A 20652-nucleotide genomic window follows, 5' to 3' on the forward strand; every position below is an offset into this window, starting at 1 on the left:
GTCGGACTCCGGAGCTCTGTGATGGATCCCGGATCTGCGCTTCGCTTCGTCCGGGATGACGGCGTGGTTACGAACGAAAAAGACCATTCTCGCTGCGGGCGAGAAGGCTGGCGGCGCCGTTACCATTCCAATATTCCAGCGGCAGGTAGCCGCGTCGCTTGTCCTCGGCCTCGGGCAGCTTGCGCATCGCGGGCGCACTGCCCTGAAGGACGGGCAGCAGGCGGCTGGCATGCGTCGCGAGCGGTGCTCCGTCCGGGACAAGCTGCCAGCGCGCGAGCCAGGGCTCGAAGGACTTGAGCGATATCTCGTTCATCCCCGGCCGATGATCGGGAATTGCTCTGCCTCGTAGATCTGGCCGGAGACTGGAGCGCTGTCGTCGGAGAGCCAGAAGGCGGTATGTGCTGCGATCTCTTCCGGCTGCATGATGCGGCCGGTCGGGGCATGGCGGAGCGGGACATGGTTTTGCCAGCCGGGGAGCTGGCCCTCGCGCTGCTGCGTCGCGTCCTCGTTCGCGGTCCAGGTCCAGCCGACATTGAGCTGGTTGGCGCGGATGCGCTCCGGGCCGAGCGTATTGGCGAGGTTGCGCGTCATCGTCATCAGCGCGCCCTTCGACATCGAATAGACGGTCAGGTTCGATAGCCCGCAATAGGCGTTGATCGAGCCAACGGTGACGATGGCGCCTGGCGACTTCTGAGCCCGGAAAGCGCGGATCGCCGCCTCCGCGCAGAGCAGCGGCGCCCGGGTGTTGATCGCGAACATGTGGTCGAAGAAGCTGGCCGTGGTCTCGCCGAGGATGCCGCGCGGATAGATGCCGGCATTGTTGACGAGCCCGTCGATGCGGCCGAAGGCGCCGACCGCGGCATCGACGATGGCCTGCGCCGCGGTGGGCTCGGCGAGGTCGCCGGTCGTGCCGCTGGCGGCGGCGCCGAGCCGCGCGACCGCCGCATCGACCTCGGCCGGGTCGCGGCCATGGATCAGCACCTTCGCGCCTTCGGCAATGAGGCGCTCGGCCATGGCATAGCCGATGCCGGTGGAGGAGCCGGTAACGAGGATGGCCTTGCCTGCGAGTCCGCGCATGATGATCGTCCGTAGCCTGTCGAGGGAAAGAGCATGACGGTGAAGCGTATCGTGGCGAACATGCTAACCGCCGAACCGGACCGGGCAAAACCCTTCCATGGCGGCATTTTTGATATGCACCCCGTCATGGACTACGGCTGAAGCTGGACGCTGTTGATTTTGCGCGGAACCACGGCGTCATCCCGGGCTTGACCCGGGATCCATGCCAGAGCGCTTCCGAGAAATCGTCAGGCATGGATCCCGGCTCTCCGGCCGGGATGACCCGCGGTTCCATGAAAACGCAGCATGCATCTAGGCGGTGTGGACGGTTGTCGAGATGGATCCGCCGGAACCGTCGCCGTCATTCCGGGGCGGCCCCTTGGGGCCGAGCCCGGAACCCATGAACACGACGCTCCAGATAGGGCCGGACCGGTTCGGAGCACTGCTCTTCCTGCTGAGACAGTGTTCATGGGTTCCGGGCTCAGGCCTTCGGCCTGCCCCGGAATGACGGCGGTGCCACAACAAGGCCAGCTTGGCCAAATGTCCACGGGACATTAGGCCTGTGCGGCATGCGGCGTTTCTTCCTGCGCGATCCGCGCGGGCGGCCTGTGGAGAAGGGCCGGGGAGGCTGGCAGCCCGGCTCTCCGGGGCTTATTTTAGCGGACATGTCCCTTCACCTGCTCAAGCTCTGCGTCGGCGCGGAATCGATCGCCGACCTCGAGGAATGGATCGCCGAACGTCAGGCGCAGCGGCGTGCCCGCGGCGAGCCGGCTGAACAATTGCACACCACACGCATGGTGCCGAAGAAGATCGAGGAGATCCTCGATGGCGGCTCGCTCTACTGGGTGATCAAGGGCCAGATCTCGGCGCGCCAGCGCCTGACCGACATCCGACCCTTTACCGATGCCGAGGGCATCGGCCGCTGCCATCTCGTCATGGAGCCGGTGGTGGTTCCGGTCGAGCCGCGCCCGTTCCGCCCCTTCCAGGGCTGGCGCTATCTCCAGGCCAAGGACGCGCCGCGCGACCTTGCCGACCACGGCGGCGATCTCGGCGAGATGCCGGAGGAGCTGCGGCGGGAGCTCGCGGGGCTGGGGCTGCTGTAGGGCGGACGCCGGGCATCGCCGGGCGGGGCCAGCTCTTAAAGCATTTTCGAGCGAAGTGGATTCCGGTTCGCGTTAAGAAAATGCGATGAGAATTTCCGCGATTCGGAGAAACGCGGAAATTCTCTAGGACATCTCGTGGGAACTCATCCCATGCTGCTGGAGCTTGGCGCCCGTCCGAGCCTGGCCCGATCGCTCCACTCGCTCCACAGCGCGATACCGAGCCAGACGCTGATATAGATCACCCCTGCTGCCGCGACGATCTCTCCTGGGATCGGTCCGACATCGGCCCGGCGCCACAATTGATCCAATGTGGTGAGCGGGGCCGGGTGCACGATCAGCTTGCCGATATAGGACACGGTCTGGATCAGCAGGATCCAGAGATAGTTGCGCCGAATACGGCGGCCGACCGCGGTCATGAAGCTGGTGTGGTAATGCGGGTGCAGATAGTCCTCGGCGAGCACCTTGCGCCAGTCTCCTTCCCCATGGGGGGCGCCGCTTCTGAGCAGCGGGGCGAAAAGGTGCCTTTCGAGCCAGCGCGCCCGGGCCCGCCACACATTGAAATAGCGATAGCGGCGCGCTTCGAGCATGAGAAAGAACAGGATCAGGATCCCGACCAGAACCAGCGGCAGCGGCGAAGCGCTCGGTGACGAGAAGGTGATGGAAAGGGCCACGCCCAGGGTCACGACTGCCCAGTTGGTGGTGGTGTCCAGCCGGGTGCGCCAGACCGTGCTGCGGTAGATTTCGCCGCGATAGAGATGCGAGAGCGCCCCAAGCTCAGCGCCAGTGAGTTCCCGACGCTGCTGGGCCGTTTCAGCTTCGGCCATGGCGCCCTCCCCACAGTCGATCCGGCCGCAGCGGGATCGGTTGCATTCTATCCCATCGAGTGCTGCATTTCGCGACTCTCTTCCGAGCGACGGGCATGCCCGCACCGGGGGAGGTTGGGTGGGAGCAGTAAGGCTCGGCGCTACCCTGGAGGAAAGGCGAGCCCTGCTTTCCGGCCCCTCACGCGAGCTGGCAGGGCTGGGGTTGCTGTAACCGCAGATTGCCGGAGATACCCAATTTTGGTACTATTTGGTATCGGAGGGTTTCGCGAATGGCCAAGAATACGTCGATCTCGCTCGGAGATCATTTCAGCACCTTCGTCGGCCAACAGGTCAAAAGCGGTCGCTACGGCTCGGCGAGCGATGTCGTGCGTGCGGGGCTGCGGCTGCTTGAGGAGCATGAGGCGCGCGTCCAGACGCTGCGAGACGCTTTGGTAGCCGGAGAAGAATCGGGCGAGCCCGCACCGTTCGACAACGACGCCTTCCTGAGACGAATGCGCGAACGGCATGGTTGAAGGGCACTATCGGCTTTCGCCGCTCGCCCTTGCCGATCTTGAGGTGATCTGGTCCTGGGCGGCCCGGCGCTGGTCAGTCGAACAGGCCGAAAGCTATCACGCCGCTCTCGTTGCTGCCTTCGAGGGGCTGGCACGTGGTGCCAAGAAGGGGCGGCCGGTCGATATTCGCACCGGCTACTGCAAGTACGCGGTCGGCGCGCACCTTGTCTCTTATCGTCAGTCATCCGCCGGGATCGACGTCATCCGCATTCTGCACCAGCGGATGGATGTCGATCGGCATCTCTGAGCGCGTCAGGCTGCAGTCCCCCGGGGTCACACTGGGATATTGTCGATCAGCCGCGTGCCGCCGAGCCTTGCCGCGATCAGCAGCCTGACCGGCCCGTCCGCCAGCCCGGTGATCGGCGCCAGCGTCTCGGCGTGGCGCGCTTCGAGATAGTCGAGCTCGAAGCCGGCGGTGATGATCTCGTTCTGGGCGGCGGCGACAGCCTGGAACAGCGGATCCTCGTTGCGGATGCGCGCGGCGAGGTCCTGCATCACGCGGTGGAGGATCGGCGCCAGCGCGCGGTGCTCGGGAGAGAGGTAGCGGTTGCGCGAGGACATGGCGAGGCCGTCCACCTCTCGGATCGTTGCCAGCGGCACGACGTGGATGCCGAGGTCGAGATCACCAGCCATGCGGGTGACGACCTTGAGCTGCTGATAGTCCTTTTCACCGAAGACAGCGCAATCGGCGCGGGACTGGGTGAAAAGCTTGCAGCAAACCGTCGCCACGCCCTCGAAATGCGTCGGGCGGAAGCGGTCTTCCAGCCCGACAGCGGCCGGACCAAGCAACAGCACCCGGGTGGCGAAGCCCGCCGGATACATCTCCTCGACCGAGGGGAAGAAGACGGCATCCGCGCCGGCAGCGACGAGCTTGGCGCAGTCGTCGTCGAAGGTGCGCGGATACTTCTTGAAATCCTCGTGCGGCGCGAACTGGGTCGGGTTGACGAAGATCGAGACGATGACGCGCCTCGCATGACGCTGGCCTTCCGTGACCAGGGCGATATGGCCTTCATGCAAAGCGCCCATGGTCGGCACCAATGCGACCTTCTCGCCGGCTGCGTGCCAGCCGGCCACGGCCTTGCGCATCGCGGCGACCGTTTCGAAAACCGTGATCCCAGCCAATCTCGCATCCTCCGTTTGCCGGACGGGTAGCAAATGTGACTGCGATGGCCAATATCAGAACCAACGGGAACGATTCCGTTGGATCGATGGGTTGATGAGCGACAAGAACGATCGCGCTGTCGGCAAGGCCGCCGCGACCACGCCGACAGGGCATTCGCAGCCAGGGGAAATCGACCGCTTCCTTGGAGCGGCGAAGCGGCTGGCGCCGCTGGCGGCAGGCCAGGCCGGACGGCTGGTTTTCGCGCTCGACGCCACGATGAGTCGCCAGCCGACCTGGGATCTGGCCTGTTCGCTGCAGGCGCGGATGTTCGAGGTCACCGGGCAGAGCGGGGGGCTCGCGGTCCAGCTCGTCTATTTCCGCGGCATCGGCGAATGCCGCGCCTCGGGCTGGATCGGCGAACCCGAGCGGCTGACCGGGCTGATGAGCCGGATTGCCTGCGAGGGTGGGCAGACGCAGATCGCCCGCGTGCTGCGCCATGTGCGCGACGAGGCTGCGAGCGTACCGCTGCGCGCTTTCGTCTTTGTCGGCGACGCCATGGAGGAGGATGTCGATACGCTGGCGGCCTTGGCGGGGGAGCTCGGCCTGCGCGGCATCCGCGGCTTCGTCTTCCAGGAGGGATTTGACCCTGCCGCGAGCGCGGCCTTCGCGACGATCGCGCGGCTGACGGGCGGGGCGCATGCGCGCTTCGACGTGACGGCTCCTGCCTCGCTGCTGGAGCTGCTGCGGGGGGCGGCGGCTTATGCCGCCGGCGGGCGCGAGGCGATGCTGCGGCTCGCCGGATCGAGCCCGGCGGTGAAGGGCCTGCTCGCGGCCATGGACGGAGGGCGCAAGTGAGCCTGCTCTACGGCGTTGCCGTCCTGATCCTGATCTGGTGGCTGGCGAAGCTCTTCGCCGGGACCAATCCGAAGGTGCTGGCGCGGCTGATGAAGACGGTCGGCGGCGTCGCCTCGCTCGGCGTCGCCGGACTCCTGATGGTGCGCGGCCGCCTGGACATGGCGATCTTCCTCGGTGGCATCGGCGCCTGGCTCCTCGGCTGGAGCGCGACCGGGCCGGGCGGTATCCGCTTTCCCTGGGCCGATCGCTCCGGGCCGGCGCCGGGCGCGACCTCGAAGGTCGGTTCGACGCTGCTGGAGATGGAGCTCGACCATGACAGCGGCGCGATGAGCGGCAGCGTCAAGGCGGGCGCCTTTGCCGGCCGGCCGCTCGACAGCCTGACGATGAGCGAGCTCAGCGCGCTGATGCGCGAATGCCTGGCGCGCGATCCCGATGGGGCGCGTCTGCTAGAGGCATATCTCGACCGCCGGTCGCCCGGCTGGCGTGAAGACGCTCAGCGTGATGGCGACACGCGGCAAGGCGGCACGCCGGGCACGGGCGCGATGACGCAGCAGGAGGCCTACGAGATCCTGGGGCTTCAACCGGGGGCGAGCGAGGAGGCGGTCCGCGAAGCCCACCGGGCTTTGATGAAGCGCATCCACCCGGACGCCGGGGGCACCAGCGGCCTTGCCGCTCGCGTCAACCAGGCCAAGGACGTCCTTGTGAAGCAGCGATAGCGCGGGGTTCGGGGAGTGCGTCTGCGACATGGCGTGAACTCCTTTCCCTGAACCGATCAGCTACGGGTGGCGAAGCAGGAGAAGCCGCCGCGCTTCAGCTGCGCGCAGGCATTCTGCGCGTCCTTCGGATCGTCGAAGCCGGCGAAGCGGGCGCGGAAGAGGGTGGAACCGCCCTTCTCGACCTTTTCGGTGAAGGCCGAGGCGCTGGCGAGCGAGCCGGAGGCCTTGGCACGGGCGCGGGCCAGGATTTCCTTGGCCTTGCCCTCGTCATCGGTGGCACCGAGCTGGATCACCCACTTGCCGGAGGCCACGACCGCGGCCTGATGGGACATGGCGGGAACGGGCTCAGGAGCCTGCGCCTTCGCCGGGGCGGCTTCCGCCTTGCGGGCGACGCTGGCGGCAGGCGCCTCGGCCTTGGCCTCGGCGACCTTCACCGGCTCGGCGACGGGTTCCGGCGCCTTGGCGATCGAGGAGGTGACGTCGACATTCGCCGGCGGGCGCAGAACCTTGGCGTCGGCCGGCTGGGCGCCGATCGACCAGCGCATGGCGGACGGCGTCGTGGTGGCCGTCACCGGGCGCATGCCGGAGACCTGGATCTGTTGGCCGGCGACGGCGACCGGGCGCGGAGGGGCGATCGGGGTCGTCGTCGGCATCGGGGCATAGGCGCGGGCGGCGGCCGGAAGCGGCTGCTGCTCTTCGACCTGCTGGGGCTGCTGGCGCGGGCGCGGAACCGGGATCGGTGCCGGCTCGGCGGCGGCCTGCTGGGCGGCGCGCGGGCGTTCCTCGAAGCGCGGACGCTCCTCGGGCTCGGGCGCTTCGGCGACCATCACGGAGGAACGGCCGCTGGTCGCGGCGCGCGGCAGATTGGCCAGCACGAGATCGGTCATGATCTTGTCGCGCGAGGCGCCGGAGCGGCCGCCGAGCACGACCGAGACGACGTGCCGGCCTTCCGACTTGGCCGAGGTCATCAGGTTGAAGCCGGAGGCGCGGGTGTAGCCGGTCTTGATGCCGTCGACGCCCTCGACCTTGCCGAGCAGGCGGTTATGGCCACGGATGGTGCGGCTGCCGTACTGGAAGGCCCGCGTCGAGAAGAGCGGGTAGTATTTCGGGAAGCGCTCCTGGATGGCGCGGGCGAGGATGGTGAGGTCGCGCGCGGTCGTCAGGTTCGGTGGGGAATGCGGCAGGCCATGCGGGTTGTAGAACCGCGTCGAGCTCATGCCGAGCGAGCGCGCCCTACGCGTCATCTGCTCGGCGAAAGCCTCTTCGGAGCCGGCGATGTTCTCGGCGACGACGACGGAGGAGTCGTTGGCCGAGAGCGTGATCATGCTCTTGATCGCGTCCTCGACCGCGATGGTCGAGCCGGCGCGCAGGCCGAGCTTGGTCGGCGGCTGCGAGGCCGCGTAGGACGAGACCTTGAGCTCGGAATCCATCGAGAAGCGGCCGCGCTCCATCTGCTCGAACAGCATGTAGAGCGTCATGACCTTGGTGAGGGACGCCGGGATGCGCGCGGCATCCTCGTTGACCGCGTGCAGCGTGCGGCCAGTCCTGGCATCGACGACCACCGCGGCATAGGGCGGCGTGTAGCCGCCGCCTGCCGCATGATGCCGGCGCTTGCGCGCCTCGGCGGGGGAGGAGGCCATCGTGGCCGCGACTGCGGCGATGCCGATCAGCCCGACAACGGCCCGCAGACGCGGCCGCTGAAACACAACGCAACCCAGAACCATGAACTCGCCTCGAACTCACTGTCGCTCCGTCCTGCGCTCATTTTTCGTGGCACGCAGGACACAGTGGAGGCAGGTTAGGAGGATGCGGTTACGGAGCCGTTAAAACTTGAACGGTTGCGATCGGAACGATCTGCGTTTGGTGCAATGCAGCGTCCTATTGACTTTCATGTTGCAATGCACAATATACAGGCAGTCCCCGGTGGTGATCACTTCATACGACCTTGGGGCGACACAACGGGCCGCTCTGGCCCATTCACTCTGAGGCGGCACCCAGGGTGCCAGGGAGACGACCCATGATCCAGCAGTTCGAGACCATCCAGAAGGCTTCCAAAGAGAACGTCGACGCCGCTCTGAAGGCTTTCGGCGTTACCTCCAAGGGCGTGCAGACGATTGCCGTCGAGGCGACCGACTACGCCAAGAAGTCGTTCGAGGCTGGCACCGCCACGCTCGAGAAGCTCGCTGGCGTGAAGACCTTCGACAAGGCTCTCGAGATCCAGGCCGACTACATCAAGACCTCCTTCGAGGGCGCTGTCGCCCAGCTCACCAAGATGGGCGAGCTCTACACCGCTCTCGCCAAGGACGCCTACAAGCCGTTCGAGGGCATCGTTTCCAAGGTCGTTCCGGCTGCGCCGAAGGCCTGATGCCGGCGGGCCGCCGAAAGGTGGCCTGATCCCAAGTGAGTTTGAGTTGCGTATGAAGCCCGGTCTCGCGACCGGGCTTTTGCGTTTGGGGCGAGCGACGAGCCCCAACTCGGCGAATGTCCGGGAGGGGTGGAGGCTGTCGTCTAATCGCAGCTCGAAGATCAAGCCTTTTTTGCGGACTGGGATGTCGCTTGCCGGGAGCACGGTCGTCTTCGCGGTCGACATGAAGTCGCCGCATGATGGGGCTTCGCGGGGCGAACCTTCCAATGTGTGGAGCGCAGGCGGCGAGCATGGCTCGACACTGCAACAGCCTCGGCGGAATGGTTCGGCCTACGTCCCGGCCGGGACGTCTCAGAGCGCCTTCAGGATTGGCGCAAACGAGCCTGGACGCGTCAGGCGGCGGTTCGGTTGAATGGCTCGCCGGACTTCAACATGGCGTGCATGATCACGGCCAGCTTGCGCGCGACTGCGACGGCCGCGCGCTTGAAGCCCAGCTTTTCACGCAGCTTCAAGCCCCAGCTACGTAGGGCGCTATCAGCCTGCGCCCGCGTCAGGATGACGGTTGCGGCCTCGTAGAGCAGGCCTCGGATATGGGCATCGCCGCGCCTCGAGATGTGGCCGTCATAATCGACCTCTCCGGATTGGTAGCGCCGGGTCGTCAGGCCAAGCCATGCTCCCACGGAGCGGGATTTGGAGAAGTTGGCCGGATCTTCGATGGCGGTGGCGAAGGAGGTTGCCGTGACCGCGCCCACCCCGGGGATCGACATGAGAAGCTGACAGGCCTGGCTTTGTCGTGCGGCGCTCAGGAGCTGGCGCCCGAGCTCGGCTGCCCGCAGGCGTAGGCCGCGCCACGCTTCCAGAATCGGGAGGATGACGCGCGCAAGCTCCTCCTTGCCGGCGAGCAGCCGCCGAACATGCTCCTCGAACTTGCCGCCCTTGCTTGATGGGACCAGCAGCCCGAATGTCTTCATCAGACCACGGATCTGGTTTGAGAGCTCGGTGCTGATCCGGACCAGCTTGGTGCGCGCTGCGACCAAGGTCCGCATCAGCATGCTGTCATAGCCCTTCACCCGGACCTCGCGAAAGAAGCCGACCTCGGCCAGATGCGCCAGGCCGTCGGCATCGTTCGCATCTGTTTTGTTTGGAGCCATGTCGAGCGCCGCCTTGGCATGCCGCGCGTCGATGCAGATCGCCGGAAGGCCTTCTGCCGTCAGCGCATGGTAAAACCACACCGACAACGGACCGGTCTCGAATACGACCCGCTCAACTTCGGGCGCCCGCTGACGGATCACCTCAGCGAGAAGTCTCGGATCCGACGGGCACTTGCCGCGCCAAATCCGCTTGCCTGCCCGCCGCACGGATACTGCCGTCTCTTTCAACGATACGTCGAGACCGATATACTCGCCCATGGTTGTTCTCCATTCGATGCTTGGGCCCGGCCGCAAGTCGAGAGCCCGTTCGTTCATCTTATCGGGGAACAACCACCCATTCGAACGGCCAGTAGAGGCCCGGAGGCGCCGCGCTCCCGCGATTACCCCATGTGTGGAAACGGCGTTCTGCGTGAAGTTTGGTGAGGCGCCGGCAGTCTTGAGGGTCAGGCTGTCATCGCTTTCATCAACGCCGGAGCGCCGAGGATGGCGATGACCCGCTTGAGATTATGGGCCAGGACATGGAGGCTGATCTCGGTTCCGACATTCGGCAGTCGGCGGGTGAGGAAGTGACTTCGGCCCATCCAGTCCTTGATGGTGCCGAAGACGTGCTCGACCGTGCGTCTTCGGATCCGCATGGCGTCGGGCATATGGTCGAGCCGGTGCTGCATGGCTTCGATCACCGCCTCATGCTCCCAGCGCTTGATGCGGCGCTGCTTGCCGGTGGTGCATTGGTCCTTGACGCGGCAGGCGCCGCAGCCGTCAGCCCAGTAGGTGTGGAGCGTCATCTCCTTCTCGACCGACGAGAAGCGCCATGTGAGCGTCTCGCCGGCAGGACATCGATAGGTGTCGCTCGCAGTATCGTAGGTGAAGTCCTGCTTGCCCCAGCGTCCGTCGGCCTTGGCCCCTGATGTCAGGGGCTTGGGGACGATGGCGTTGATGCCGATCTCGTCGCAGGCCAGCACCTCCGCGCCCGCGAAGTAGCCACGATCGGCCAGCACGGTCAGCGCCTCGGTTGCCGCGGCGTCTTTCGCCTGGCGTCCCATATTCGCCAGTTGGCTTCGGTCGTGGCCGACATTGGTGACCTCGTGAGCCACGATCAGATGATGTTTGGCGTCGACCGCCGCTTGAACGTTATAGCCGACGAGGCCGGTGCCCTTGCCGTTGGTGGCCATGGCGCGGGCGTCGGGGTCGGTCAGCGAGATTTGACGATCGGGCGCCACCGCGACGACGCGGTCCATCGCCTGAAGCTCCCGCATCTGCTGGCGCAGGCGATCGAGCCGCTCCTTGAGGCGGACGGTGCGCATCTGCGCCAGCTCACCTGCCGATCGACCGTATCGAGCATCGACAGATAGCGCGCGATGCTTGCCTCCACCTGCTCCATCCGGCGGCGGATCGCGCCGGGCGTGAAGTTCCTGTCGCGCGTGTTGACGGCCTTGAACCGACTCCCGTCCACGGCAACCGTGCCGCCCGCCAAGAGGCCAAGCTGGCGGCACAACACGACGAACTGCGCGCAGGCGGCCCGGATCGCATCCCCATTGTCGCGGCGAAAGTCGGCGATCGTCTTGAAGTCGGGGGCCAGTTTGCCCGTCAGCCACATCACCTCGACGTTGCGGCCGGCCTCGCGCTCCAGCCGGCGGCTCGACTGAACCTGGTTGAGGTAGCCGTAGAGGTACAGCTTGAGCAGCGTCGCAGCATGGTATCCAGGCCGCCCCGTCGCGGCCGGGCCGGCTCTGCGTTGGGTGGGAGCGGTCATGCGGTTGGAACCATGGAAAGGCGCAGACCGATCTCTCCGACCTCCTATCGTCTTCCCTCACGGATCTCGCTCCTCGGAGGGGCTCCTTGTTGTTGCGCCGGTTCGGGTATCAAGGCACAATTTCATCAGGCCTGTGGCACGACGTGCCGACGGGTCGTGCTGGAGACGAGCGCATGAGCGAAGAGTCGCGCACCGCGCGGCGGCTCGCAGCTATCCTTGCCGCGGATGTGACGGGATATTCGCGCCTCATGGGCGCCGATGAGGAAGGCACGCTGGCCGCGCTCAAGGGCCATCGCAAGGAGCTCATCGATCCCCTGATCGCTCAGCACCAGGGCCGCATCGTCAAGACGACCGGGGACGGCCTTCTCATCGAGTTCGCATCCATCGTCGATGCGGTGCGGTTTGCAGTGGTGATGCAGCAGGGGATGAAGGATCGCAACGCGAACCTCGACGCCGACCATTGCGTCCGCTTTCGCGTGGGCATCAATGTCGGCGACGTGATCGTCGAAGACGGCGACATCTTCGGAGACGGCGTGAATGTCGCGGCGCGGCTCCAGGCGCTCGCCGAGCCCGGCGAGATATGCGTCAGCGCCACGGTGCGCGAACATGTCGGTGAGAAACTTCCTATCGGGTTCACCGACCTGGGCGAGCACAGCGTCAAGAACATCGCGCGGCCGGTCCATGTCTATCAGATCGAGACGCGCTTCGAGCCCAGGACCGCCTCCCCAGGCAAGCCGGAACCTGCAATGCTCGCGCTTCCCGATCGCCCTTCTATCGCCGTGCTGCCATTCGCCAACATGAGCGGTGATGCCGAGCAGGACTATTTCTGCGACGGCATGGTCGAGGACATCATTACCGGCCTTTCGCGCCTCAAGTGGCTGTTCGTCATCGCGCGCAATTCGAGCTTCGTCTACAAGGGCAGATCGGTGGACGTGAAGCAGGTGGGGCGCGATCTGGGTGTGCGCTATGTCCTCGAGGGCAGCGCACGCAAGGCGGCGAACCGCGTCCGCGTCACCGGTCAGGTGGTCGAAGCCGAGAGCGGTCGGCACGTCTGGGCAGAGCGCTACGACCGGACGCTGGATGACATCTTCGCACTCCAGGACGAACTCACGACAAGTGTGGTCGCCGCCATCGAGCCAAGCCTGCGCCAGGCGGAGGTCGAGCGCGTCAAGCGAAAGCGGCCCGATAATCTCGATGCCTACGACCTGCTGCTCCGCGCCATCCCCGACGTCTATCCGGCCATGCCGGCTCGCGCCGCGAAGGCGCTGCCGCTGCTCGAAAGCGCGCTCAGCCTTGAGCCGGACTACGCCGCCGCGGACGGCTTCGCGGCATGGTGCCACGAAATCCTGTTCGTGCGCGGCGGCGCGCACGAAGAGAACCGGCTCGGCGCTGCCCGCCACGCCTACGCCGCCATCGCCAATGGACGCGACGACGCCACCGCGCTGGCTCTCGGAGGCTTCGCCATCGGCCTCGTCGCCCACGACCGCGCAGCCGCGTGTCGGGCCTTCGAGGCGGCGCTGGCGTTGAGCCCGTCATGCTCGCTCGCCTATGGCTTCGGAAGCGTGGTGATGGCTACGGGCGGCGATGCGGATCGGGGCATTGAATGGGGCGAGCATGCGCTCCGCCTGAGCCCGTTCGACCCGATGAGCTACGGTCCGCTATTCGCCATCACGTTCGGCCATTTCCAGCGCGCTGAGTACGAGGCGGCCGCGGAGGCGGCGCGCAGGTGTTTCCAGGCCAATCCCAACTGGAGCTATGCGCACATGCTGCTGGCGGCGACGCATGCGAGACTCGGGCAGGGCGCTGCCGCCCATGAGGCCGCCGCACGCGTGCTAGAGCTTGAGCCGGGCTATACGATCGGCGGGATGCGCGCCGCCATAGGCCTCCACCCGTCCATCGCCGAGCCGCTGTCCGAGGCGCTGCGTCAAGCCGGGCTGCCGGCATAGAGGAGCGCTAGCGGTCCGCTGCGGGGTCGGAAGCGGACTACCATCGCCTCCGCTTCTCGGCCTCGCCCAGCATTGGCTTGCGGCCGTTGCGGCTTTTGAACCGATTGAAAATGCGGCTCGTTCGGCGCATGTCTAGGAAGGACGCGCTGCCGTCGCGGCGCTTGAGGTTTCGGTTCTCGCCATGCTCGACAAATCAGTGCCGCCCCGCACGCTCAAGCTCAACGCCGCCGACAACGTCGTCGTCGCAGTCGATCCAGTTGACGCCGGCGTGACGGCGGCCGGTGTCGAGGCGCTGAAGCGGATTCCGCGCGGGCACAAGATGGCGATCGCGCCGATCGCCAAGGACCAGCCGATCCGCAAATTCGGCCAGATCATCGGCTTCGCCACGACCGACATTCCGCCGGGCGAATGGGTGCATGAGCACAATACCGGCTTCCACGCCTTCGATCGCGACTACGCCTATGCGGCCGAGGCGAAGCCGGAATTCGTGCTGCCGGTCGAGCAGCAGGCGACCTTCGAGGGCTTCCGCCGCGCCAACGGCAAGGCCGGCACGCGCAACTATGTCGGCATCCTCACCTCGGTGAACTGCTCGGCCTCGGCCGCGCGCTTCATGGCCGAGGAGGTCAAGCGCTCCGGGCTGCTCGACGACTATCCGAATGTCGACGGCGTGATCGCGCTCACCCACGGCACCGGCTGCGGCATCGACTACAACGGCGAGAGCTTCGAGGTGCTGAAGCGCACCACCTGGGGCTATGCCTGCAACCCGAACATGGCGGCGGTTCTGGTCGTCGGCCTCGGCTGCGAGGGCTTCCAGATCAGCCGCATGAAGGAGGCCTATGGCATCACCGAAAGCGACGTCTTCCGCACGCTGACGATCCAGGAGACGGGCGGCACGAAGAAGGCGGTCGCGGCCGGCATCGAGGCGCTGAAGACGATGCTGCCGATCGCCAACAAGGCGGTACGCGAGACGGTGCCGGCTTCCGAGCTGATGCTGGCCCTGCAGTGCGGCGGCTCTGACGGTTACTCCGGCATCACTGCCAACCCGGCGCTGGGCGCCGCCGTCGACATCCTCGTCGAGCATGGCGGCACGGCGATCCTCTCCGAGACGCCGGAGATTTATGGCGCCGAGCATCTGCTGACGCGCCGCGCCGCGACGCGCGAGGTCGGCGAGAAGCTCGTCGGCATCATCAAATGGTGGGAGGATTACACCGAGCGCGCCCGGATGAGCATGAACAACAATCCCTCGCCGGGAAACAAGGCGGGCGGGCTCACCACCATCCTGGAGAAGTCGCTGGGTGCGGCGGCCAAGGGCGGCACCAAGACGCTCTCGGCGGTCTATCACTATGCCGAGCCGGTGACGGAGAAGGGCTTCGTCTACATGGACACGCCCGGCTACGACCCCGTCGCGGCGACGGGACAGGTGGCCGGCGGCGCCAATATCCTCGCCTTCACCACCGGCCGCGGCTCGGCCTATGGCTGCAAGCCGACGCCTTCGATGAAGCTCGCGACCAACACGCCGATCTACGAGAAGATGATCGACGACATGGACATCAATTGCGGCGACGTGCTCGACGGTGTCTCTCTGGAGCAGAAGGGCCGCGAGATCTTCGAGAAGCTGCTCAAGGTCGCCTCGGGCGAGAAGACCAAGTCCGAACAGCTCGGCTATGGCGACGCCGAGTTCGTACCCTGGCAGATCGGCGCGACGATGTGAGGCCGGGCAGGGCTCGCTCAGCCCTGCAACAGCCTGACACGCGTACCCCAGGGGTCGAGGCTCTCGAACCCGCCGGACAGCGGCGTCGCCGCGATGCCAGCCGCCGTGAGGCGGTCGGCCTGAGCGGTCATCAGCTCCGGCTTTTCCGTCATCAGCGAGAACCAGGCGAGGCCGGTGCTGCCGTCGTCGCGCCGCCCGGCGCCGGCGCTGTTCCAGGTGTTCAGCGCCAGATGATGGTGGTAGCCGCCCGAGGACAGGAAACTGGCCGAGTCGCGCCGGCTCGTCGGCGCCAGGCCAAGCAGATCGCGATAGAAGCGGTCGCCTGTCTCGACATCACCAACGCGCAGGTGGACGTGCCCGATGCGCAGCCCCTCCGGCGCCTTGGCATAGTCGCTTGCGCGCGTGTCGGTCAGCGACAGGATGTCGTCGACGTCGAGCCGGTGCGTGCCCATCACGACGCGGCCGCTTTCCCAGCGCCAGCCTTCGGCAGGGCGGTCGGCATAGACCTCGATGCCGTTGCCTTCGGGATCGTTGAGGTAGACGGCCTCGCTGACGCTATGGTCGGCGAAGCCCGTCAGCGGCGTGCGGTTGCGCGCGACATGGACGAGCCAGCGCGCCAGATCCCGCCGGCTCGGCATCAGGAAGGCGATATGGAAGAGCCCGGCGGCGGTCGGCGGCTCGAGCGCCGCATTCGGGCGCGGCTCCAGCGTGAGCAGGGCGCCTTCGCCGGTACCGAGCGTGACGGAGGCCGCTCCGCGCGCCAGCACGGATAGGCCGATGACGTCGCGGTAGTAGCTGGTCACCCGCTCGACGTCGCGCACCTTGAGCGCGGCGGCGCCCACCCGGATCGGCGTTCTGCTGGCGAAGCCCGGCCCCGCTGCCGGCGCTGAGACCGGGCCGCCCTCGGCCCGGGCGGCGAAGGAGGCCGCGGCCGCGAGCGAGGAGGCTCCGGCGAGCTGAAGCAAGGTGCGGCGAGTGAGGGCGCTGTTCATAGTTCGAGGGGCATCGGCGGTGATTGCGTGGAGCTTGCTTCATGGTCACGAAATCCCGCGCGGCGCATCTCACAAGCGCGTGGGCGGGTTTTCCGGGCAAGCCTCTGGAGGGAAGCTTTCGCGACGGGGCTGCTGCGATGTCTCTCCACACCTTGAACCGGATCTGTCCTGGCAGCGACCAAGCACCGGGCCGGCGCTGCCGCCGTCTGGCGGGCTCGGCTTCTTTGTCATCGGTTGGGGACATCATGAAGACCGTGTTTCTCGTCACGATCCCGCGCGTCCTGCTCGGGCTGCTTTTCCTCGTCAGCGCCGTCGACGGCTTCTGGTGGCTGGCGACCGGGACCAATCTCATTCACCCGCCGACGAGCGAACGCGGGCTCGCCTTCGAGACGGCGCTTCAGAACTCGGGCTTCATCTGGCCGATGGTCAAGGTGGTGAACCTTACCGGGGCGCTGAGCCTGCTGTTCAACCGCGCGCCCGCCTTCGGTCTGGCGTTGCTTGCGCCGATCATGGCCGTGATCGTGTTCTTCCACCTCGTGCTGAACCCGCAGGGCATCCCCGTCGCGCTCATCATGGCGGTGCTCGGAGTGCTGCTGGTCGTCGCCTATCGCGACCGCTACCGGGCGCTGTTCCGTTGACGGCCTTCTCGCTCCGGATTCCGCGTCATTCCGGGCGAAGCGAAGCGGAGACCCGGAATCCATCATAGAGCGCAGTGCCCTCCGATGGATCCCGGATCGGCGCCGCGAACGCGGCTTGTCCGGGATGACGGAGGGCGGAGCAGGCTAGACCGAAAAGCCCTTGAGCCTGTCGCCGAGCAGGCCGATCCGCTCGGCTGCGACATTGGCGATGGCGATGCGCAGATGGTTCTCCTGCACGGGGCCGAAATAGGGGCCGGGCAGGGCGAGCACGCCGCGCTCCTCGACCAGCCGGCGTACGACATCGGCTGCCGGCGTGCCTTCGAAGGGGTGGGCGACATAGGCGAAATAGGCGCCTGCCGAGAGCACGCGCCAATCGTTCAGCGGCGCCATCGCCTGCCGGAACAGGGCGGCGCGGTCATTGATCTCGGCGCGGTTGCGCTCGCGCCAGTCGCGAATGCCGTCGATGCCCCAGGTGACGGCGGCCTGCCCGGCGCGAACCGGGCTGATCTGGACGCAGTCGAGCACCTTGCCGATCTGGGCAAGGACGGCTTCGCCGGCCGTGATCGCGCCGAGCCGCCAGCCCGGAACGGCATAGGCCTTGGAGAAGCTGTAGAGACCGATCACGGAATCCCGCCAGCTGCTTGCGGCGAAGACCTCATGCGGCTTCGCAACTGCTGCGGGCAGGAAGTCCCGGTAGGTTTCGTCGAGCACCAGCCAGATGCCGCGCCGGGCGCAGAGTTCGGCGAAGGCCGCGATCGTCTCGGGCGGATAGACCGCGCCGGTCGGGTTGTTGGGCGTCACCAGCACGATCGCGCGGGTGCGGCCGTCGATCAGCGCCTCGGCCGTGGCGGCGTCCGGCACAAAACCGGCTTCTGGCGCGCAGGGCAGCGGGCGCGCCTCGACGCCGAGCATGGTCAGCGTCATCTCGTGATTGAAATACCAGGGCGTCGGCAGCAGTACATTGTCGCCGGCGCGGGCAAGCGCCATCATCGTGACGACATAGGCCTGGTTGCAGCCCGCGGTGATGGCAACCTCGCCGGGAGCGAAGGGCGCGCCGTAGATCCGTGAAATCTCCGCCGCATAGGCCCCGCGCAGCGTGGCGTCGCCGGTGATGCTGCCATAGCGCGTGGCGGCGGGGTCGGCGGCCGCTTCGGCAAGCTTGTCGAGCAGCGCCTGAGGTGGCGGCGAGCCGGGCACCGCCTGCGACAGGTCGACCAACGGGCCGAAACGCCCGTCATAGGCGCGTGCCCAGCCCTGCGCCTCGGGGATTGGCGGGCTGCCGGTGTCGATGAGATCGGGATTGAGCGAGGCGGGCACGGTCGTCGGCATGATCCGACTGGTTTGCGGCGTGCGCCTCGTTCCGTCAATCGCCTTGGAAGCGTCGCAAAGCGCGGTCCATATCTGGAAGGCTTCCATTCAAGCGAGCGGGCGGGCCATGCAGGACGAGACCGAGGACGCGATCGCCGAGCTCCATGCCATGCTCGACCGGGCGGACAGCATTCTCAGCTTCACCGGCGCGGGAATTTCGACGGAGTCGGGCGTGCCGGATTTCCGCTCGCCCGGCTCGCCCTGGATGGTCAACAAGCCGATTCCCTTCGAGGCCTTCGTGCAGAGCCGCGAAGCGCGGATCGAGGCCTGGCGCCGCAAGTTCGCGATGGACGACCATTATCGCGAGGCCCGGCCGAATATCGGCCACCGGGCGCTGGCGCGGCTGGTGGCGGATCGGCGCTCGCCCGCCATCGTGACGCAGAATATCGACGGGCTGCACCAGGCCTCCGGCGTACCGGCCGGTCAGGTGATCGAGCTGCACGGCAACGGCACCTACGCGACCTGCCTCAACTGCGGCTGGCGCCATGAACTCGCGGCGATCCGCCCCGCCTTCGAGGCGAGCGGCGAGCCGCCGAGTTGCATGATGTGCACGGGGCCGGTGAAGTCGGCGACGATCTCCTTCGGCCAGGCGATGCCGCAGGGGGCGATGATGCGGGCACAGGCGCTGACGCTGGAATGCGATCTGTTCCTGGTCGTCGGGTCGTCGCTGGTCGTCTATCCGGCGGCGACCTTGCCCGTGATCGCGAAGCGACAGGGCGCCAAGCTCGTCATCCTCAACCGCGAGCCGACGGAGCTCGACCCGATCGCCGATCTCGTCATCCGCGCTGAGAGCGGCGTGGCGTTGGGGCCCTTGCTGAATTGAGGGGCGCTAGATCGCCGCGCGTCCTATCGGACGCGAAGTGGCGATCTATCCTTTTGTTTAAGCATCGGATTTCTCTGAAAAGTGGATTCCACTTTTCGGTCCGATGCTCTAGTCACGCGTCGCGAGCGCCAACCTGACCGCCAAGCCGCCGAACACGGCACCCATCAACCTTTGTGGGAGGCGCGCCAGGGAAGGACGACGCGCCAGGGCATGGCCGATGCGGCTCGCGGCAAGGATGACGATGCCGTTCGTCACGAAGCCCATGACGTTGAGGATTGTCGCAAGGACGATGACCTGCAGCACGATGGAGCCCGCTTCCGGCTTTAGAAACTGCGGCAGCAGCGCAAGCATGAAGAGCGCCATTTTCGGGTTGAGCAGATTGGTCCAGAGCCCCTGCAGGAAGATGCGCCGCAAGGATACCGCCGGCACATGGCCCGGCGCGAAGAGCGGTGCCTGCGAGCGCAGAGTCATCCAGGCGAGGTAGGCGAGATAGGCCGCACCGAGCCAGCGCAGCACATCGTAGGCCGTCGGTACCATGACGAAGAGCTGGGACAGGCCGAACGCCGCGGCGAAGGCCTGCAGATAGCTGCCCACCGCAATGCCAGCATAGGTGAGGAAACCGGCTACGCGCCCCTGGCTGAGGCTGCGTGAAGCGATCAGCAGCATATCCGGCCCAGGTGTGGCAGTGAGGACCGCCGCCGCAGCGGTGAAGAGCGCGAGCGTGGACAGGTCGATCATGTTGCCTCCGCCGATATGTCGGTGGCGCACCCCTAGCACGCGGCTTGCGATTCGATCAGCGCGGCCTGTGCAGCTGCGCGATGCGATGATGTGGACGATATGTTGCAGGCTGTAGCCCGAAGCCCCAGCAGTGGTATCTTGGTGACACGAATCAAGTGTTGTGCGTGGGGGTGAGCGGCACATGTCCGACGAATTCGGTGAGAGCGGGCGGCCACCGATGGGTCCCATCCAGTCACTCAACCGCGTCATGCGGCTCGATGGGCCGAGCGGTCACGCTTCCGAGGTTCCGGTCGAGATCGCCGGCTACGTCAAATGGTTCGATGTCTCGAAAGGCTACGGCTTCGTCGTTCCCGAGACGGGCGGTGCCGATATCCTCCTGCACGTCACCATTCTGAAGCGCGATGGTTTCAATACGATAGCCGAAGGTGCTCGCATTGTGCTCGAAGCGGTCGAGAAAGCCCGCGGGCGCCAGGCCGTGCGGGTGCTCTCGATCGATACCTCCTCCGGGCTCCACCCGTCCGAGATGCCGATGGCGCGCACCAACGTCGCGGTGACGCCGACCAGCGGGCTCGAGCGCATGGTGGTGAAGTGGTTCAACCGGCTGCGTGGCTTCGGCTTCGTCTCGAAGGGCGAAGGTGCCCCCGATGTCTTCGTGCATATGGAGACGCTGCGGCGCTATGGCCTTGTCGAGCTGATCCCGGGACAGGCCGTGCTGGTGCGCTACGGACCTGGACCCAAGGGCTTGATGGCGGCCGAGGTGCGGCTTGAGCAGGGCGGCGCTGCCGTTTCGCATTGACGAACTGCTAAGTATGACAGCGAAACCGAGCATGTCGCCAGCCTGTCGTCGGCGCCTTTCTTGGCTATCGGCCTAAGCCGACAGTTCGCTTTTACCCTTCCTCAATCGGCACGGTTATGATGAGGCCTTCTCGGGAGGCCTCCCCATCCTCGTTCTCGTCAGCG

Annotated in this window: 20 protein-coding genes and 1 pseudogene; 11 read left to right on the forward strand and 10 right to left on the reverse strand. The window is 66.5% G+C overall.

Features of this window, described 5'->3' with window-relative positions:
- Positions 1-67: 67 nt before the first annotated feature.
- Entirely contained in the window at positions 68-313 is a 246-nt protein-coding gene (locus tag FQV39_RS01535; protein ID WP_149128702.1) for an aminoglycoside phosphotransferase family protein, read from the reverse strand.
- Entirely contained in the window at positions 310-1077 is a 768-nt protein-coding gene (locus tag FQV39_RS01540) for an SDR family NAD(P)-dependent oxidoreductase (protein WP_149128703.1), read from the reverse strand. The genes FQV39_RS01535 and FQV39_RS01540 overlap by 4 nt, the downstream gene beginning before the upstream one ends.
- A gap of 644 nt (positions 1078-1721) precedes the next feature.
- Here FQV39_RS01540 and FQV39_RS01545 point away from each other — a divergent pair.
- Positions 1722-2159, forward strand: a complete 438-nt coding sequence (locus FQV39_RS01545) for a DUF1489 family protein (protein ID WP_149128704.1) — start codon at positions 1722-1724, stop codon at positions 2157-2159.
- A 143-nt stretch (positions 2160-2302) separates the two neighbouring features.
- Here the strand turns inward: FQV39_RS01545 and FQV39_RS01550 are convergent, their stop codons facing one another.
- Entirely contained in the window at positions 2303-2983 is a 681-nt protein-coding gene (locus tag FQV39_RS01550) for a DUF2270 domain-containing protein (protein ID WP_149128705.1), read from the reverse strand.
- Positions 2984-3252: 269 nt separating this feature from the next.
- Here FQV39_RS01550 and FQV39_RS01555 point away from each other — a divergent pair, with 269 nt between their 5' ends.
- Both FQV39_RS01555 and FQV39_RS01560 read left to right on the forward strand, forming a co-directional pair.
- Positions 3253-3495, forward strand: a complete 243-nt coding sequence (locus FQV39_RS01555; protein WP_149128706.1) for a type II toxin-antitoxin system ParD family antitoxin — start codon at positions 3253-3255, stop codon at positions 3493-3495.
- Entirely contained in the window at positions 3488-3781 is a 294-nt protein-coding gene (locus FQV39_RS01560; RefSeq protein ID WP_149128707.1) for a type II toxin-antitoxin system RelE/ParE family toxin, read from the forward strand. Before FQV39_RS01555 ends, FQV39_RS01560 begins: the two co-directional genes overlap by 8 nt.
- Positions 3782-3807: 26 nt before the next feature.
- On the opposite strand, the gene panC is transcribed toward FQV39_RS01560, so the two are convergent.
- Complete coding sequence (gene panC, locus FQV39_RS01565; protein WP_282570147.1) at positions 3808-4656, reverse strand: pantoate--beta-alanine ligase; 849 nt, start codon at positions 4654-4656, stop codon at positions 3808-3810.
- Positions 4657-4750: 94 nt separating this feature from the next.
- Between panC and FQV39_RS01570 the strand changes: the two genes are divergently transcribed.
- Complete coding sequence (locus tag FQV39_RS01570) at positions 4751-5491, forward strand: VWA domain-containing protein (RefSeq protein ID WP_248313202.1); 741 nt, start codon at positions 4751-4753, stop codon at positions 5489-5491.
- The gene (locus FQV39_RS01575) at positions 5488-6207 is read left to right on the forward strand and encodes a DnaJ domain-containing protein (protein ID WP_149128708.1); all 720 of its coding nucleotides are present in this window, start codon (positions 5488-5490) and stop codon (positions 6205-6207) included. Before FQV39_RS01570 ends, FQV39_RS01575 begins: the two co-directional genes overlap by 4 nt.
- A 56-nt stretch (positions 6208-6263) precedes the next feature.
- On the opposite strand, the gene FQV39_RS01580 is transcribed toward FQV39_RS01575, so the two are convergent.
- A complete protein-coding gene (locus FQV39_RS01580) occupies positions 6264-7931 on the reverse strand; it encodes an SPOR domain-containing protein (protein WP_149128709.1) in 1668 nt (555 codons plus the stop codon).
- 293 nt (positions 7932-8224) lie between these two features.
- On the opposite strand from FQV39_RS01580, the gene FQV39_RS01585 reads away from it, so the two are divergent.
- Positions 8225-8572, forward strand: a complete 348-nt coding sequence (locus FQV39_RS01585; RefSeq protein ID WP_149128710.1) for a phasin family protein — start codon at positions 8225-8227, stop codon at positions 8570-8572.
- A 392-nt stretch (positions 8573-8964) separates the two neighbouring features.
- Here FQV39_RS01585 and FQV39_RS01590 read toward each other — a convergent pair whose 3' ends face one another.
- Together FQV39_RS01590 and FQV39_RS01595 are read right to left on the reverse strand one after the other, a co-directional pair.
- Positions 8965-9981, reverse strand: coding sequence for an IS110 family RNA-guided transposase (locus tag FQV39_RS01590; RefSeq protein WP_149128711.1), 1017 nt, complete (start codon positions 9979-9981; stop codon positions 8965-8967).
- Between the two features lie 185 nt (positions 9982-10166).
- Positions 10167-11446, reverse strand: a pseudogene (locus FQV39_RS01595) (IS1182 family transposase); the annotation flags it as partial.
- 116 nt (positions 11447-11562) lie between these two features.
- Here FQV39_RS01595 and FQV39_RS01600 point away from each other — a divergent pair.
- Positions 11563-13422, forward strand: coding sequence for an adenylate/guanylate cyclase domain-containing protein (locus tag FQV39_RS01600; protein WP_248313203.1), 1860 nt, complete (start codon positions 11563-11565; stop codon positions 13420-13422).
- Positions 13423-13603: 181 nt separating this feature from the next.
- Complete coding sequence (locus tag FQV39_RS01605) at positions 13604-15133, forward strand: UxaA family hydrolase (protein ID WP_149128712.1); 1530 nt, start codon at positions 13604-13606, stop codon at positions 15131-15133.
- Positions 15134-15150: 17 nt separating this feature from the next.
- Here FQV39_RS01605 and FQV39_RS01610 read toward each other — a convergent pair whose 3' ends face one another.
- Entirely contained in the window at positions 15151-16125 is a 975-nt protein-coding gene (locus FQV39_RS01610; protein WP_149128713.1) for a VOC family protein, read from the reverse strand.
- Positions 16126-16370: 245 nt separating this feature from the next.
- On the opposite strand from FQV39_RS01610, the gene FQV39_RS01615 reads away from it, so the two are divergent.
- Positions 16371-16763, forward strand: coding sequence for a hypothetical protein (locus FQV39_RS01615; RefSeq protein ID WP_149128714.1), 393 nt, complete (start codon positions 16371-16373; stop codon positions 16761-16763).
- 144 nt (positions 16764-16907) lie between these two features.
- Here the strand turns inward: FQV39_RS01615 and FQV39_RS01620 are convergent, their stop codons facing one another.
- Entirely contained in the window at positions 16908-18092 is a 1185-nt protein-coding gene (locus FQV39_RS01620; RefSeq protein ID WP_149128715.1) for an aminotransferase, read from the reverse strand.
- A 106-nt stretch (positions 18093-18198) separates the two neighbouring features.
- On the opposite strand from FQV39_RS01620, the gene FQV39_RS01625 reads away from it, so the two are divergent.
- Positions 18199-18954: an SIR2 family NAD-dependent protein deacylase gene (locus tag FQV39_RS01625; protein WP_149133596.1), complete on the forward strand. Its 756-nt coding sequence runs from the start codon at positions 18199-18201 to the stop codon at positions 18952-18954.
- 108 nt (positions 18955-19062) lie between these two features.
- Here the strand turns inward: FQV39_RS01625 and FQV39_RS01630 are convergent, their stop codons facing one another.
- Positions 19063-19692 (reverse strand): LysE family translocator, encoded by a 630-nt coding sequence (locus tag FQV39_RS01630; protein WP_149128716.1) that lies wholly within the window; start codon positions 19690-19692, stop codon positions 19063-19065.
- Between the two features lie 181 nt (positions 19693-19873).
- On the opposite strand from FQV39_RS01630, the gene FQV39_RS01635 reads away from it, so the two are divergent.
- Positions 19874-20488, forward strand: coding sequence for a cold-shock protein (locus FQV39_RS01635; protein ID WP_149128717.1), 615 nt, complete (start codon positions 19874-19876; stop codon positions 20486-20488).
- Positions 20489-20652: the final 164 nt, after the last annotated feature.

This window comes from Bosea sp. F3-2, assembly GCF_008253865.1.
Lineage (GTDB): Bacteria > Pseudomonadota > Alphaproteobacteria > Rhizobiales > Beijerinckiaceae > Allobosea.

Bases quoted from the DNA above. Each gene is read 5' to 3' on its own strand.
- FQV39_RS01535 (WP_149128702.1), bottom strand. From the start codon at position 313: ATGAACGAGATATCGCTCAAGTCCTTCGAGCCCTGGCTCGCGCGCTGG.
- FQV39_RS01540 (WP_149128703.1), bottom strand. From the start codon at position 1,077: ATGCGCGGACTCGCAGGCAAGGCCATCCTCGTTACCGGCTCCTCCACC.
- FQV39_RS01545 (WP_149128704.1), top strand. From the start codon at position 1,722: ATGTCCCTTCACCTGCTCAAGCTCTGCGTCGGCGCGGAATCGATCGCC.
- FQV39_RS01550 (WP_149128705.1), bottom strand. From the start codon at position 2,983: ATGGCCGAAGCTGAAACGGCCCAGCAGCGTCGGGAACTCACTGGCGCT.
- FQV39_RS01555 (WP_149128706.1), top strand. From the start codon at position 3,253: ATGGCCAAGAATACGTCGATCTCGCTCGGAGATCATTTCAGCACCTTC.
- FQV39_RS01560 (WP_149128707.1), top strand. From the start codon at position 3,488: ATGGTTGAAGGGCACTATCGGCTTTCGCCGCTCGCCCTTGCCGATCTT.
- FQV39_RS01570 (WP_248313202.1), top strand. From the start codon at position 4,751: ATGAGCGACAAGAACGATCGCGCTGTCGGCAAGGCCGCCGCGACCACG.
- FQV39_RS01580 (WP_149128709.1), bottom strand. From the start codon at position 7,931: ATGGTTCTGGGTTGCGTTGTGTTTCAGCGGCCGCGTCTGCGGGCCGTT.
- FQV39_RS01585 (WP_149128710.1), top strand. From the start codon at position 8,225: ATGATCCAGCAGTTCGAGACCATCCAGAAGGCTTCCAAAGAGAACGTC.
- FQV39_RS01590 (WP_149128711.1), bottom strand. From the start codon at position 9,981: ATGGGCGAGTATATCGGTCTCGACGTATCGTTGAAAGAGACGGCAGTA.
- FQV39_RS01605 (WP_149128712.1), top strand. From the start codon at position 13,604: ATGCTCGACAAATCAGTGCCGCCCCGCACGCTCAAGCTCAACGCCGCC.
- FQV39_RS01610 (WP_149128713.1), bottom strand. From the start codon at position 16,125: ATGAACAGCGCCCTCACTCGCCGCACCTTGCTTCAGCTCGCCGGAGCC.
- FQV39_RS01615 (WP_149128714.1), top strand. From the start codon at position 16,371: ATGAAGACCGTGTTTCTCGTCACGATCCCGCGCGTCCTGCTCGGGCTG.
- FQV39_RS01620 (WP_149128715.1), bottom strand. From the start codon at position 18,092: ATGCCGACGACCGTGCCCGCCTCGCTCAATCCCGATCTCATCGACACC.
- FQV39_RS01625 (WP_149133596.1), top strand. From the start codon at position 18,199: ATGCAGGACGAGACCGAGGACGCGATCGCCGAGCTCCATGCCATGCTC.
- FQV39_RS01630 (WP_149128716.1), bottom strand. From the start codon at position 19,692: ATGATCGACCTGTCCACGCTCGCGCTCTTCACCGCTGCGGCGGCGGTC.
- FQV39_RS01635 (WP_149128717.1), top strand. From the start codon at position 19,874: ATGTCCGACGAATTCGGTGAGAGCGGGCGGCCACCGATGGGTCCCATC.